16 protein-coding genes are annotated in these 14,718 nt (G+C 45.7%); 10 read left to right on the top strand and 6 right to left on the bottom strand.

Annotated features, from left to right (window positions below; all coding sequences use genetic code 11):
* Positions 1-101: 101 nt before the first annotated feature.
* From NGM44_RS08515 to NGM44_RS08495, 5 genes are all read right to left on the bottom strand, one after another.
* Entirely contained in the window at positions 102-302 is a 201-nt protein-coding gene (locus NGM44_RS08515; protein WP_253223247.1) for a hypothetical protein, read from the bottom strand.
* Positions 303-361: 59 nt separating this feature from the next.
* Positions 362-1,099, bottom strand: a complete 738-nt coding sequence (locus NGM44_RS08510; protein ID WP_253223246.1) for a rhomboid family intramembrane serine protease — start codon at positions 1,097-1,099, stop codon at positions 362-364.
* 152 nt (positions 1,100-1,251) lie between these two features.
* Positions 1,252-2,085, bottom strand: coding sequence for an ion transporter (locus NGM44_RS08505; protein ID WP_253223245.1), 834 nt, complete (start codon positions 2,083-2,085; stop codon positions 1,252-1,254).
* Positions 2,086-2,271: 186 nt separating this feature from the next.
* Complete coding sequence (locus NGM44_RS08500; protein ID WP_253223244.1) at positions 2,272-2,814, bottom strand: NADPH-dependent FMN reductase; 543 nt, start codon at positions 2,812-2,814, stop codon at positions 2,272-2,274.
* 454 nt (positions 2,815-3,268) lie between these two features.
* Positions 3,269-3,697, bottom strand: coding sequence for a DoxX family protein (locus tag NGM44_RS08495; RefSeq protein WP_253223243.1), 429 nt, complete (start codon positions 3,695-3,697; stop codon positions 3,269-3,271).
* Between the two features lie 266 nt (positions 3,698-3,963).
* On the opposite strand from NGM44_RS08495, the gene NGM44_RS08490 reads away from it, so the two are divergent.
* The 9 genes from NGM44_RS08490 (at position 3,964) to NGM44_RS08450 (ending at position 11,998) form a co-directional block, all read left to right on the top strand.
* Positions 3,964-4,836, top strand: a complete 873-nt coding sequence (locus NGM44_RS08490) for a LysR family transcriptional regulator (RefSeq protein WP_253223242.1) — start codon at positions 3,964-3,966, stop codon at positions 4,834-4,836.
* A gap of 216 nt (positions 4,837-5,052) precedes the next feature.
* A complete protein-coding gene (locus NGM44_RS08485; RefSeq protein ID WP_253223241.1) occupies positions 5,053-6,702 on the top strand; it encodes an MFS transporter in 1,650 nt (549 codons plus the stop codon).
* Positions 6,703-6,722: 20 nt separating this feature from the next.
* The gene (locus NGM44_RS08480; RefSeq protein ID WP_253223240.1) at positions 6,723-7,868 is read left to right on the top strand and encodes an HlyD family secretion protein; all 1,146 of its coding nucleotides are present in this window, start codon (positions 6,723-6,725) and stop codon (positions 7,866-7,868) included.
* A gap of 98 nt (positions 7,869-7,966) precedes the next feature.
* On the top strand, positions 7,967-8,716 hold the full coding sequence (locus NGM44_RS08475; protein ID WP_253223239.1) for a YebC/PmpR family DNA-binding transcriptional regulator: 750 nt from the start codon (positions 7,967-7,969) through the stop codon (positions 8,714-8,716).
* Positions 8,717-8,791: 75 nt separating this feature from the next.
* Positions 8,792-9,028 carry a hypothetical protein gene (locus NGM44_RS08470; RefSeq protein WP_253223238.1) on the top strand — a complete coding sequence of 79 codons (237 nt, stop codon included), beginning with the start codon at positions 8,792-8,794 and terminating at the stop codon, positions 9,026-9,028.
* Positions 9,015-9,392, top strand: a complete 378-nt coding sequence (locus tag NGM44_RS08465) for a PIN domain-containing protein (RefSeq protein ID WP_253223237.1) — start codon at positions 9,015-9,017, stop codon at positions 9,390-9,392. Before NGM44_RS08470 ends, NGM44_RS08465 begins: the two co-directional genes overlap by 14 nt.
* A 14-nt stretch (positions 9,393-9,406) precedes the next feature.
* Positions 9,407-10,948 carry a threonine ammonia-lyase, biosynthetic gene (gene ilvA, locus NGM44_RS08460; protein ID WP_253223236.1) on the top strand — a complete coding sequence of 514 codons (1,542 nt, stop codon included), beginning with the start codon at positions 9,407-9,409 and terminating at the stop codon, positions 10,946-10,948.
* 42 nt (positions 10,949-10,990) lie between these two features.
* Entirely contained in the window at positions 10,991-11,530 is a 540-nt protein-coding gene (locus NGM44_RS08455) for a hypothetical protein (RefSeq protein WP_253223235.1), read from the top strand.
* A 66-nt stretch (positions 11,531-11,596) separates the two neighbouring features.
* Complete coding sequence (locus tag NGM44_RS08450) at positions 11,597-11,998, top strand: RNA-binding S4 domain-containing protein (protein ID WP_253223234.1); 402 nt, start codon at positions 11,597-11,599, stop codon at positions 11,996-11,998.
* 114 nt (positions 11,999-12,112) lie between these two features.
* Here the strand turns inward: NGM44_RS08450 and NGM44_RS08445 are convergent, their stop codons facing one another.
* Positions 12,113-13,702: an inorganic phosphate transporter gene (locus NGM44_RS08445; protein ID WP_253223233.1), complete on the bottom strand. Its 1,590-nt coding sequence runs from the start codon at positions 13,700-13,702 to the stop codon at positions 12,113-12,115.
* Positions 13,703-13,990: 288 nt separating this feature from the next.
* Here NGM44_RS08445 and NGM44_RS08440 point away from each other — a divergent pair, with 288 nt between their 5' ends.
* Positions 13,991-14,701: a hypothetical protein gene (locus NGM44_RS08440; protein ID WP_253223232.1), complete on the top strand. Its 711-nt coding sequence runs from the start codon at positions 13,991-13,993 to the stop codon at positions 14,699-14,701.
* The last annotated feature ends 17 nt before the right edge of the window (positions 14,702-14,718 follow it).

Below are 14,718 nucleotides of genomic sequence, written 5' to 3'. Positions count from 1 at the left end.
ATAAAGACATTCTGCGTGATTGTTTGCCAGATACTTGCGATTAATTATTATGTGTAAAAATTGGTACAGTGCTATTACTACGAGATCAAATCAGCCAATTTTCATGCAATCACGATGAACGCCGCCATCATAACAGAGTATTTACCAAAACACCAACCGATATTATTACAGGCAAGATTGGCTTGCCAAATCACAAACGATGGGAAATATTTGGGTAAACTTTGGTGGGCAAGTGTGAGATTTGAACGCGTACGGGCGCATTGCATACATCCACGGATGATTTCGATTTGAATTTGCTGCATTAAAAAGAGCGTATTTGATAACGCCCTTTTTATCATATCCAAGCTGTATAAAAACACCATCAAACCACCGCTAGCACTTCGCCCTGCAGTACCCACCAGGCTGTAGTAAATGCAAACGCAAGCAACGCCACCACCGCCCAATAATAGCTAAAGCCATAGCTGCGGCCGCTTTGTAGGCGCACGGCTTGGCGTTTTTCGATCACAAGCCCCAAGCCCAATATCGCACCTGTGATCATCCCACCGATATGCCCTGCGTTATTAATCCCATCGATGGCAAAGCCCATCAACAGATTCAATCCCATCACCATTGCAAGGCTTTTGGTATTAAACACCATGCCGACAGGCGCGCGCGTCACCGCAAGTATTAACAAAAACGCACCGATGCCCATCAGACCACCCGATGCGCCCGCAGTAACAATCGGCATACCACCTGCCAAAATATCCTGCCAAGTCATGTAATTACTCAGCAGTCCACTGCCAATCACTGACAACAAAAACATCACCAAAAAGCGCACAGGTGACAGCACAAGCTCGCCTGCCTGCCCAAAATAATACATCGCAAAGCTATTAAACAGCAAATGCAGCACGCCAATATGCACAAAGCCACTGGTGATGAGTCGCCACGGCTCAAGCGTCATTGAATACGGCAAAAAATTCGCCCCAAAGCGCACCAAATCGCGCGTACTCGGATCATCAATCTGCACGCCCACAAGCCACTGATACGCCATCATACCCACAAAGCTTAGGATTAACAGCAAAGTGATGGGTGCGCGCTGCCACAATCGAGAGATGTTCATTATCGTGCCAATTTTTCCAAAAAAATTCACCCTATTAAACCAAAAATCCACACAAAAAACCACCCAAAATATTGAGTGGTTGAATCAAATGACAAATAGAGAGATTGGCACAAAAGCGTAAAGCGACATTTCAATCATTGCTATTTAATCGCTTATAAATGCAAATCATGACCACAGCGATCACAGTATTTGGCATTGGTCGCATGGCCGAATTTACCGCAGTTTGGACACGCCACAGGCTGTAGCTGTGGTCGCATGGTACGCGTAAGCTCGGCGGTGAACACCCCAGTCGGCACGGCGATGATGGCATAACCTGTGATCATTACCATACTTGCAATGGCTTGACCGATCGGCGTCTTGGGTGAAATATCCCCATAACCGACGGTTGTCAAAGTCACAACCGCCCAATAGATTGAGCGCGGAATACTGGTAAAGCCATTTTCAGGTCCTTCGACCACATACAGCACCGCGCCAAAGATGGTGACAAGTAGCAGCAAAGATAAGAAAAATACCGTAATCTTATGCTGACTGGTCTTAAACGCCGCCGCCAAAAAACCCGCCTGCTGCATATAGGATTTGAGCTTAAAGACGCGAAAAATCCGCAAAATCCGCAAAATCCGCACCACGAGCAGATAATGCATTCCCACAAAAAACAAGCTCAAATAAGTCGGCAACAGCGCAAGTAAATCCACCACACCAAAAAAGCTGAATGCATAAGCGCGACGATTGGGCGCAGAATACAAACGCAAAATGTACTCGATGGTGAATAAAATGGTAAAAATCCATTCTGCCGCTGAGAAATAGCGACCATATGCTAAGCGTAAATCCAGCACACTATCAAGCATCACCACCAAGACACTGGTGATGATCGCCACCATGATCAGCACATCGAACAGCTTGCCGGCAGGCGTGTCCGTGCCTTCGATGATGATATGAATGCGCTCTTTTAACGAGACCGATTTGTGCGGCAGATGGTTAGATGGCATGGTGATGATTCGCTACGAAAATAGGTAGATATTTTAGCTTACTTTTGCACAATTTAAAATATCTGTGCATGATCTGTTACAGTCATGCTAATTATCATAAAATAAAGCATTGTCAAATATCACAAAAAAGCCAATCGCAATCGACTGGCTTTTTGGTATGGTAGGAGAGTTTATACCGTGGTTGAATTAGTATTTTTCAACAAATTCTGCATAAGCATTAATGAAACCATCCAATACCGCTTTGGCTTGTTCTGAAACCAACTCACCATGCTCATTGAACGCACCTGCAAAGATACCGCCGAAATAAGCACCGAATGGTAGCGTTGGCATATTCAACGCTGGGCTTGTGCTGATGGTACGCAATTGATCAGTGACGCGTGGACTGCCGTTAGCATTGACACTCAATAGACCAAGTGGCTTGCCGTTCCAGACGCTTTGACCCATTGGGCGAGAGCCGACATCGATGGCGTTTTTGATCATTGCTGATGGGCCGCCGTTGTGTTCTGGGCTCACCCACAAGATCGCATCTGCTGCTTTGATCGCTTCACGCACGCGAGTGTATTGTGGGATGTCTTGTTCATCTAGGTCGCGATCGTACAGTGGCAGATCAGAGATGTCCACGACATTTAGCTCTAGTGACGCTGGTGCGACTTTTTGAAGGTATTTCACCGCTAGGTGGTTGAATGAAGTTTTGCTTGCACTTCCGACAAATACTGCGACTTTTTTCATGAGGTTTTTCCTTATTTTTCATCGTGCCATTGGCACTGTTTTTGAGTTTTTGAAAGATTTGGCAAATGTGTCATTTACCGCTTGGTTGCTATTATGCTATTTTTTAAATTTTTGAACAAGATTGATTTTAGCAAAATAATTTTGCAAATTTGCAACGATCTTTGAGTATTTTATGAGTGATTGGTTGCTGAATTGGTTGCTGAAGTGGAATTTATAACACCCAAATCAAACAAAGCCAAACAAATTAACCGCTTAATCACAATTAGCAATCCACCAAGCCATCACAGCCGAACCAGCTTACACAATGCAGCTTGCACAAAAGCAACTTTGCACATTTAAGTATATTTCAGCCAACTAAGCATCAAATAGTGATAATAACAAAAAAGCACGAAATCAGTATTCGTGCTTTTTTAGCCCAAGTGAAACTAAACTATGATCACATTAGCGGTGATAATCAGTATTTTGAAAATTTGGCATCCAAAGAATACTTACCTGCACCCAATGCCCAAAATAGTAGGAAAATCATACAATACACCACTGCATTTTCGCCGCGGTTGGCACTTGGCAACAGCAGCAAGTCAATCCCTGCAGGAAATGCGTGATAAAAGAAGTATGCCACTGCCATCATTCCTGCTTGGATAAAGGCATTGAATCGCGTGAACAAACCGATAATCAGTAGCGCACCACCAACAAGCTCAAGCACACCACCAACGCCCATCATCGAAAACAGCTCAACTGCACCTTTATCGCCCGCCATCGCAGCAGGCATGGCAAATAGTTTGGTCGTACCATGCAAAAGATACATATAACCGATGATGACACGCGTAAATAGCAAGAGCAAATCTTTTAGATTATATGAAAATTTTTCGAATGAATGATACATAATACATGCTCCATTATTATTTTATACAAGCTGTGAGCTTAAGGTTTGTACCTTGGTTGGTCATTGTGGCATTGTCAATTGTTGTCAATTTTGCGCCGTATCAAATTTTTCCCTTGCTTTATTTTAATTGATTTTAGTCACTTAACAAGGTACACTTTTACAAAATTAATTTGCAATTATAGAAAGTTAATTATAAAATTTTCGCATATTGATATTTTATTTTTAAATTATCTATTTATCCCAACTTCTCTGACATGGGCGCGTTTATGAACCACATCAGCCTTGATGACATTCGCTTGTTTGTATCGGTCGTACAAGCAGGCAGCCTAAGCTCAGCATCGGATCTGACAGGTGTGCCTGTCTCACGGCTGTCGCGTCGCTTGACTCAGCTAGAAAGTTCGCTTGGCACGCAGCTTTTGAACCGTGGCAAAAAAGGTGTCAGCCTAAACGATTTGGGCGAGCATTTTTTTGTTCATGCCCAAAATATGCTCAAAGAAGCCGATTCAGCGATCCAAAGCATTCATCATGGGCTCGAAAAACCCACAGGGCTGCTGCGCGTGTCAGCGCCTGTCGATGTCGCACATCGGTATTTGTTGCCGCATTTAGAAGAGTATCTGGAGCAATTCCCTGAAGTGTCCATCGACATCAATCTGTCACAACACAAGATCAATATGATCCAAGATGGCATCGACATCGCCCTGCGTGTCGGCTCGATCGAGAACGAAAATGTCGTGGCAAAACCGTGGATACAGATGCATTTTGGCATCTTTGCCACCCAAGAATATCTGGACAAAAACGGCGTGCCAAATACGCCGAACGATCTATATCACCACCAAGTCATCGCACAGACCATGAGCCTGCCGTGGCGGTTTTGTCAAGGCAATAAAGAACTGAAAATCTCGCCAAATCCTTATATCGGCTGCAATGATTTTACCATGGTTGATCGCATGATCGTGCGTGGTATCGGTATTGGCAAAATGGCACTTGAAAACGGTCGCCAACATGGTTTGGTGCAAGTGCTCCAAGACTGGGAAATGGATGTCAAGCCAATCTCGATGATTTATTATAAAAATCGCGGCTCTACACCTGCGGTGCGCAGCTTTGTGGAATGGTATTTGGCAAGGCTAAATTTAAATTGATTGGCTTTTGATAAATTTATTCAGCGAAAATCAACGATGATGAACATGACTGATTTTTTGTATTTTAAAAAGATCAAATAGACCACCAAGTACCCAACTGACATCAAAATACACTGATAAGTTCGCAAAATTTCATTGACCAACTCGGTGCACAGGCGTATATTTCTGCTGTTTTTTCTTAATAATCATAACAATTTAATAATCATAATAAGCACAATGCACACACCAAGATACCTTGAAAAACCGCCGAACTGGACGGCAGATGAGCGCCCTTCATTACCTGGCTCACCTGCTAATATCAAACATTCGCGCCCGATTGCCTTATTGTATTTTGTGATTGGGATGCTAATCGCTATCGCAGGCGGCATGGGTAATGGCTTCACAACAGCGAACCTGCCCTATATCCAAGGTGAATATGGCTTGACGCCAACGCAGTCAGCGTGGTTTGCCGCTGCCTATGTCATCGGCAGCATGAGTGCCAGTATTTTGACTTATAAGGCGCGTCAGCAGCAAGGCATTCGCTGGTTTACAGAGGTGTCATTATTTGCTTTTTTGGTCATCACAGGGCTGCATCTGCTCACACACCGCTATGAACTCGCTATTTTGGTGCGTGGCTTGAGTGGTTTTGCAGGTGGTACGATGTCCACTTTGGGCTTATTTTATATCATGCAAGCCTTTGATAAAAAACTCAAACTACACGGGCTGTATTTTGCCATGGCAGCTGGTCAGCTGGGCGTGCCTTTGGCTTGGGTGATCTCGCCCTACTTGTTCTCAGCTGAGAGTTGGTCACGATTGTACAGCTTTGAATTTGGCTTAACCTTGTGTGCTTTTGCACTGGTCATGATGCTCAAACTACCGCGCGGCGTACGCATCCAAGTATTCAACACAGGTGATATCATTGCGTTTATCCTACTGACCACAGGCTTTGGCGCATTGGCAGCAGTACTGGTACAAGGTCCGATCGTCTGGTGGACGGACGATCCAAAGATTGCCTATTGGCTGATCATTGGCATGGGTACGCTGATGTTGGCATTTGTCATCGAGCATCACCGCAAACTGCCATTGGTTGATACCAAATGGCTAACCACCATCGGTTTATTGCGGTTTTTGTTAGCATCGGTATTGTTGCGATTTTTGATGGCAGAGCAGTCTTGGGCGACGGTCAATTTTTTGCGCAGCATGGGCATGAGTAGCGATCAATTCATTGGCTTATATGGCGTCATCGCGGCAGGAACTTTTATTGGTGGCATGGTCAGTGCAGCGACTTTTTCGCCCAAGATGGTATTTCCACAGCTGCTGTGCGCAGGCGTGCTGATTGCGCTTGCCAGTTTCTTGGATGCTGACTTGACCAGTGATGTGCGTCCTGAGAATTTCTATGTCAGTCAATTTCTCATCGGCTGCGCTGGCGGTATGTTCATTGGTCCGCTGCTGCTGGTTGGTTTTGTCAAAGCCATGCTCAAAAGCCCCAATCACATCGCTATGTTCATTCTATTATTTACCGCTAGCCAAAACTTCGGCGGTCTGCTGGGTACGGCATTTTATTCCACCTATGAAAAGCAGCAATTTAACACCCATCGCCAAGTATTGCTTGCTGATATGCCATCAACTGATAGCGCAAGCAGTTATCGCTTGGCGCAGTATCAAGCAAGCACACGCCCAGTACTGAGCGACCCCGTCCAAAATGCACAATCGGCACTCACAACACTCAATCAAACCATCAATCGTGAAGCAACCACGCTTGCTTTTGCTGATGTCATTCGAGTGAATTTATATTTGGCAATTTTTGGCATACTTTGGGGCATAATACAAATGTTCATTGTTAAGAAATATTTACAAAAAAATCCCTTACCAATTGGCAAAAAATAAAAAAATACTAGGATACTCTTATGGATCAACAATCACAAACACCGCAGGCAGATAGCCAAACCGACAACACCCAAGCATCAAACAATGTCCCAAAGCCTACCGCTGAGACACCCAAGCTGATCCCTGCAAAAAAATCCACCATTGCCATCATGCTGCTCGTATTCGCCATTGGTGTCGCGGTGATCTTGTGGGTATGGCAAATTCCACCTTTTGTTAGCCGCAGTGAACAAACGGATAATGCCTATATCCGCGGCAATTCTACAGTGCTATCATCACAGATCAGTGGCTATGTTGATGAAGTTTTGGTTAAGGATTTTGATACCGTAACCCAAGGTCAGACCTTGATGCGCATTAATACTGCTAATTATGAGCAGCAAGTTATCCAAGCTCAGTCAAACATCACCGCTGCCAAGACCAATTTGGACAACCAAACCCAACTGATCGCACAGCGTAAAGCCGATATCAAAGTCGCTCAAGCCCAGCTGACCCAAGCACAGACGCAGCATTCTTTGGCGACATCACAGCTTGATCGACTCCAAAGCCTTGTCAGCATTGGTGCAGTCTCGCAAGCTGAGATCGATAATGCACGCGCCAATGTCAATAATACGCAAGCTGCCATCAGCCAAGCGCAAGCAGGCATCGAAGCAGCCGAGCAAGCACTCAAGACCGCTGAAGTGGCGCGCACAGGCTTACAAGCACAAGTCGATAGCGCAGCCGCCGCCGCTAAGCAAGCCAAGACTTTTGAGCAATACAGCATCATTACCGCACCGATCTCAGGACAGCTTGGACAGGTGAATGTACATAATGGACAATATGTCAGCACAGGTACGCAGCTGCTTTATATCGTGCCCAGTGACACTTGGGTGATTGCCAACTTTAAAGAAACACAAATGAAAGACATTGCCATCGGTCAGCCTGCAACTTTCAGCGTCGATGCTTTGGGCGGCGCAACTTTTACAGGCGTGGTGGACAGCATCTCGCCTGCAACAGGTTCTGAGTTTAGTGTCATCAAGACCGACAATGCCACAGGCAATTTTACCAAAGTCGTGCAGCGCATCTCAGTACGCATTCGCATCAATCCCAACCAAGACGCACTGCATCGCTTACGCCCAGGAATGTCTGTGATCGCAAAAGTTGATACTACAAATACCAACAAAGACCCATAAAACCAGTAGAAAAATCAGCCGAACTTGCGTATAATATCAAGTTATTTTTGTTAATTTTCTTTCCTAGATTTGGAAATTTTTAGTTAAAAAGGTGCATTATGGCAGGTCATAGTAAATGGGCGAACATCAAACATCGTAAAGCCAAACAAGATGCCGCAAAAGGCAAAATTTTCACCAAAATCATCCGTGAAATCGTCTCAGCATCAAAAGGCGGCGATCCTGATCCAGCCAACAACCCACGCCTGCGCGCCGTACTAGAAAAAGCCAACGCAGCGAACATGACCAAAGATGTCATCAAGCGAGCCATCGAACGCGGTCAAGGCGGTGGTGAAGGCGACAATGTCCAAGAAATCACCTATGAAGGCTATGGCGTGGGCGGCGTGGCGGTCATCGTTGAGACCATGACTGACAATGTCAATCGTACCGTCGGTGAAGTGCGCCACGCATTCAGTAAGCATGGCGGCAATCTGGGCACATCAGGCTCAGTTGCTTATCTGTTCACCAAGCGCGGTGAAATCATGTTCAACGACCTATCGCTCGAAGACAGCGTGATGGAAGTCGCCCTAGATGCAGGCGCTGACGACATCGAAAATGACGGCGAGAGCCTACTTGTCATCACAAGTCCAGCAGCATTCGGCGCGGTCGTCGATGCTCTACTGTCTGCCGAGCTTAAGCCTGACAACATGGAAGTGACCATGTCACCATCAACCACGGCTGACATTGACAACATCGACGATGCGCAAAAAGTGCTAAAAATGATCGATATGCTAGAAGATCTGGACGATGTCCAAGAAGTTTATACCAATGTCAATTTCAGCGATGATGTGATGGCGCAGTTGGATGCTTGATTTATCTGCTCATTGATTGGATAATTGGGTATGATAAATTCGTTTGTCATACCCAATTTTGTTTGGTATCAAATCATGATTGTATTAGACCTACCCCCACAGACCATGCAAATCATCGAACAAGTTGCCCAAAAAAACGGGCAAAGCGTGCATGATTTCATCACCATCAGTGCTTATGAAAAAGCCCTGCAGTCTTTTGCCGAGCCGAAAGATGAGATGCTATTGACCGATTTTATCAATACACTGCCCAATCGCACGCATCTTGGCGATGGCGTAGCAATTCAAAAGGCATTGCGTGATGAATGGGATTAAATACCTGCTTGACACTTGCTTTATCATCGAGCTTTATAATAATCATGCTGGTGTGCTTAATACCATCAGACAGCAGCGCATTGAGTTGTCCGCTTGCGCTATCAGTCCCATCAATCGCATGGAAGTCTTAGGTTTTGGCAATTTATCAGAACATGACGGCCAAAACCTTAAGCGTCTACTAGACCACATGAGTGCCCTGCCTATCAATCAACAAACCGAAAATACCGTGATTGCACTGCGCAAACGCCATAAAATCAAACTGCCTGACGCGATTGTGCTTGCCACCGCTTTAAATTACCAACTTGAACTATTAAGCCTTGATCAAGGCTTGATGAAAAAATATCAAAAAGAACAACAGAATTAATCAAGGATTTTTCCATGCTCACCCCTTATGTTCGTGCCATATTACAAGCCACCGTCTATGATGTTGCCGTGCGCACACCGCTTGAGCCTGCGGTGAAATTATCAAACCGCTTTAATAACAACATCCGCATCAAGCGCGAAGATCTGCAGCCTGTCTTTAGCTTTAAGCTGCGCGGTGCTTATAATAAAATCAGCCAATTGACCGATGATGAAAAATCACGCGGTGTCATCTGCGCATCAGCAGGCAACCACGCACAGGGCGTCGCCTACTCTGCCGCGCGCTTAGGTATCAATAACCTAATCGTCATGCCGACTACCACGCCCGACATCAAAGTACAAGCGGTGAAATCGCTAGGCGGCACGGTACATCTGCACGGCGACAGCTTCGATGAAGCCAATCGCTTCGCCATCGCCAAAAGCGAACAAGATGGCATGACCTACATCGCCCCTTATGATGATGAACTGGTCATCGCAGGTCAAGGCACGATCGGACTTGAGCTGACTCAACAGTGGCGCGAGATTGATTATGTATTTGCTGCGTGTGGTGGTGGTGGCTTGGTCGCTGGCATTGCAGCTTTTTTGGGTGAAGTTGCACCGCACATCAAAGTGGTGGCGGTCGAGCCTGAAGGCGCAGCCTGCCTAAAAGTCGCCCTAGAAAATAACGAACGCATCCGTCTGCCGCAAGTCTCGCTATTTGCCGACGGTGTGGCGGTCGCACAAATCGGCGAAAAGCCATTTGAAGTCGCTAAGCTGATGAAATCGGACAATTCAGGCACAGTGATCGAGCCTGAAGTCATCACCTGTAGCAACGATGAAATCTGCGCGGCGATCAAAGATATCTTTGAAGAAAATCGCTCCATCGTCGAAACCGCAGGCGCGCTGTCAGTCGCTGGCATGAAAAAATTCATCGCAGCTCACGGCATCACGGGTAAAAACTGCGTCGCCATCTTATCAGGCGCGAACATGAACTTTGACCGCTTGCGCTACATTGCTGAGCGTACCGAGATCGGTGAGCAAAAAGAAGCGATTTTTGCGGTGCGACTGCCTGAACAAACAGGTGCATTTTTGGACTTCTGCCGCGTACTACAAGGGCGCAACATCACCGAATTTAACTACCGCGTCGATGCCACCAATCCAGATATCGCCCATGTCTTTGTTGGTATCGGTCTAAAAGAAGGTCAAAAAGAGCGTGCCACCATCATGCAGCTGTTGAGCAATGGCGGCTATACCGCACGCGACTTGACCGATGATGAAGCCGCCAAGACGCACATCCGCTATCTGATCGGTGGACACGCGCGCCTAGATGATGAGCAGCTGTTCCGCGTGATTTTCCCAGAGCGCCCTGGTGCACTGCTGAACTTCCTTGAAAAACTCGGTCAAGATTTTAACATCACCCTATTCCACTACCGCAATCACGGTGCAGCGGAAGGTCGAATTTTGGTGGGACTGCAAGCATCCAAAGGCAGCAGCCGCCAAATCCTAGATGCACTCACCGAAATCGGCTATGAATGCGAAAGCCTGACCGATAATGTGGGTTATCAGCTGTTTTTGAAGTGACATGATGACTATCATCACAGATAAATTGGCGGTCAAACACTTATGCTAGACCGCCAACTGTTAAGACAGCGTGGTGCCAAAAATATCGCCGTTGACTCCACTGCGTTATCAAAATCCTTATCCATCTATCTGATGCCAATTATTTTTTGTATTTTCTTGGTGATTGGTTGGTATAATGGCGATATTGGCTTTGTTATTGTTGTTATCATTGCCATCATTGGTAATTTACATTGGCATTTTAAAATGAACAATCATCATGCTGATGAAGTTTGGGAAACGCCTGATGGCTTTATCATCATTATTGATAATGACTATGAAGAAATTCGCTTTTGTGATATCAAAAAAGTTGAATACAAATTCCGATATTTAATAGATAACAAAAATTATATCGTTGAATTTTATTTTAAACAGCCCAATAAATTTGGTGATAAAATCTTTTTTGTAACTTGGGAAGATGCGTGCAATTATAACCAAGAATCACAAATCTTTCGGATAAAAAACCAAGCTACCACCGATTATATCAATCGCCTACAAGATAAAATCAAACAGGCAAACGACAATCAGTCCATAGCCAAGGAATAAACATCCACACTCCAGCGAGTTTTTGACGATAGTTGATGACAGTACAAACCGCAAAAAAGGCAAACAATGAACCCATCTGAACTCACCAAAGTACGCGCCGATAAATGGCTATGGGCGGCACGGTTTTTCCGTACTCGCAGCCTAGCCAAAGAAGCCATTGAGTCTGGCAAAGTACACATGAACGGTGCCAAAATCAAGGTCAGTAAAGAGCTGCAAGTCGGCGATACACTCACCGTCCGCCAAGGTCATGCCACGCGCCTAGAAGAAAAAACCATCATCATCACCGCTCTATCAGACAATCGTGGTAATGCGACGATGGCAGCGACCTTGTACCGCGAAACCGAAGAAAGCCAAGTGCAGCGCGAGTTTTTCGCCGAACAACGAAAGCTGATGAACCTTGCACGCCCCGACACCAAGCCTGATAAAAAACAACGCCGAGAACTGAATAAATTTAAACATCAGTGGTAGGATTTGGGTGATAAGTTGTTGATTATTAAACCACTTTTTTTAAATACTATTTCCAATAAAAAAAATCCCTTGAACTTAGCATTCAAGGGATTTTATTAATCAATATCAATCGAATTACAGCACTGCATTAAGTACAACGAACGCGATCGCACTGATCAGAGCTGATGCAGGCAGCGTGATCACCCAAGCCAGACCAATCGGACGCATCAGTTTCCAGTTGGTATTCTTATTCACAAGACCAATACCCAATACCGCACCGACTAGGATGTGCGTACTTGATACTGGGATACCTAGGCTTGATGCACCCATAACAACTGCCGCTGCTGCAAGTTCCGCCGCAAAGCCTGAAGCTGGATGCATTTCGGTTAGGTTTGTACCGACAGTTTGGATAACTTCTTTACCGATGAACCACAAGCCGACGATCAGCGCAATACCGAAAGTCACCATCACAGGACCTGGTACCATCGCTTTGGCTTCGATGGCGTTATTTTTGATCACATCAAGGATAGCCACGAACGGACCGACAGCGTTAGCAATGTCGTTCGAACCATGACTGAACGCGAACGCACACGCGGTAAATACTTGCATCCAACTGAACAGAATGAATGTCGCCTTACCAAGGTCTTCTTTGTGCTTACCACGAATGGTCTTGGTGTAGATGAATGCCGCCAACCATACGATCGCACCCAGCATACCCATCACCAATGATGCTTGTAGCATACTTAGGTTTAAGCCCGTGTTTGACAGACCCTTGAACACAACCATCGCCGTCATGATCACCGCGCCCAATGCCGCGATCAACGGCACCCAAGTTTTCAGCGCTTTTAGAGTGTCAATGCTGTCGCGTTCACGCTCAAGATCAAATAGCGAACGATAATAATCCGTCTCTAGATCTTCGCGCGTGCAGTCGCTATCTTTATAGACTTCTTGGTCGCGCAGTAGCGCATTGGTGTATGGCAGCTTATCTTCTTCGCTTAGGTTGTCGAAGTATTCTTTTTGCTCACGCTTGAGTGTCTTTTTATTGGTCTTAATCACACGGACGCGTGCTTCCGCCACTTCGTTGTATGCCAAGATATTTTTCTTAATAATACTGTATAGAAAATATGACAACAAACCACCCAATAGCGGTGAGGCAACCCACGAAATGGCGATTTCACCGATTTTTGACCATTTTACAGTAGAAAACGCAAGCTCGCTGCCACCCATATTGATACCAAGTACGATCGAGCTACCGACAATACCGCCGATGATGGCGTGCGTGGTTGAGACTGGCAAGCCTTTTTTGGTGGCAAATAGCAGCCAAAACGCCGCCGCGATCAATGCTGATAGCATCAAATAGATGAACTGATCAGGCGATACACCCAGCTTATTGATATCTACGATACCGCTACGGATGGTATCAGTCACCGCTGCACCTGCCAAGACCGCGCCCGATACTTCAAAAATCGCCGCAACTGCCAACGCTTGAGTGACGGTCAAAGTACCTGCACCAACCGAAGTACCAAATGAGTTGGCGACATCGTTACCACCGATGTTGAACGCCATAAAGATACCAAAAAAGCTCGCCACCATAAATAGCGCGACCTGCTGATGCATGGTGTAGTCAAGACCCCACCAAATAAAATAAATACTGACCGCTGCCATCATCAGACCAAATAGCAAATTACCTGCCATTGGTGTTGTTTGTTTTGCTGAATTTACCATAAATTAAGCCAAATTATTCATAAAGAAAGCCACTTGGGTGCGCTGTGCATCCTAGCAGTGGCTGAAAAGTTATAGGCGCAATATGACAACACACCCCAATCTTGTCATATTATAGAATCCTATTATGACAATATGATGACAATTTTATCATATTTGCCAAATTGTAAGAAGATGTTTTGGAAAATATCTCGGCAGTTACGCTGTGTCATCAGAATGTAACCGCACCATGCATTGCCTATTTTATCCCAACTTGCTATGATAACCGCTCCTATTTTATCGAGAGTACCGATGTCATTAATCGCCGATATGGTCGCCGCACTCATGCGCTATCACACCTTGCCACACCACACCGATGCAGCACTTGCCGACGCCCTAGCACAGATTCAAGCATGGCAACGCGCGCGCATTCATCTCGCCAACGCTGAGCTATTTACTCACAAGAAAACCGCACCACTTGCCACCTATCTGATCGATCGCATCTACAGTGCGGCGACTTTCGAAGTGCTTGCCGCACAGCTACTCACCGCAGGACAAAACGCGCTTAATGGCTCAGGCAAGCTTGAAAAACTCGTCCCCACTAAGACACTCACCGCAGGTCTGCTTGGCGTATCGGCGACCATCACCGCCATTGAGCTTGATTTACAATTGGCGCAGCGTTATCTAGCAGACTTTCGCGACAAGCCCATCAATGATGCGACCATGAGCGCGCTGTATCAAGCGGCGAATGCCAAAGACGCACGCATCGCTCAGATTCGTGAGATTGAGCAAGTTTGCCAAGTGTCGTATCAAGAATTTGATTCATTCCTGCTCAGAAACGCCTTTAAACTTGCCAAATCCACCGCCTATGCCAATGGTTATCAACCGCTGTATGACTTTATTAGTGAAGGCTTGGATGCGATTCATGCCATTGATAAGATTGAGCGATTTACCACGCCTTTTGTTGCAACAGAGCTTGAAATCATTGAAAAAATCCATGCAGGAAAGCCGATTTTTGACTAAGTCAGATTGGGTGATTT

This window comes from Moraxella sp. FZFQ2102 (assembly GCF_024137865.1).
Taxonomy (GTDB): domain Bacteria; phylum Pseudomonadota; class Gammaproteobacteria; order Pseudomonadales; family Moraxellaceae; genus Moraxella.
The sequence above is the reverse complement of the archived record's forward strand: the minus strand, read 5'-3'. Positions and strand labels throughout refer to the sequence as shown.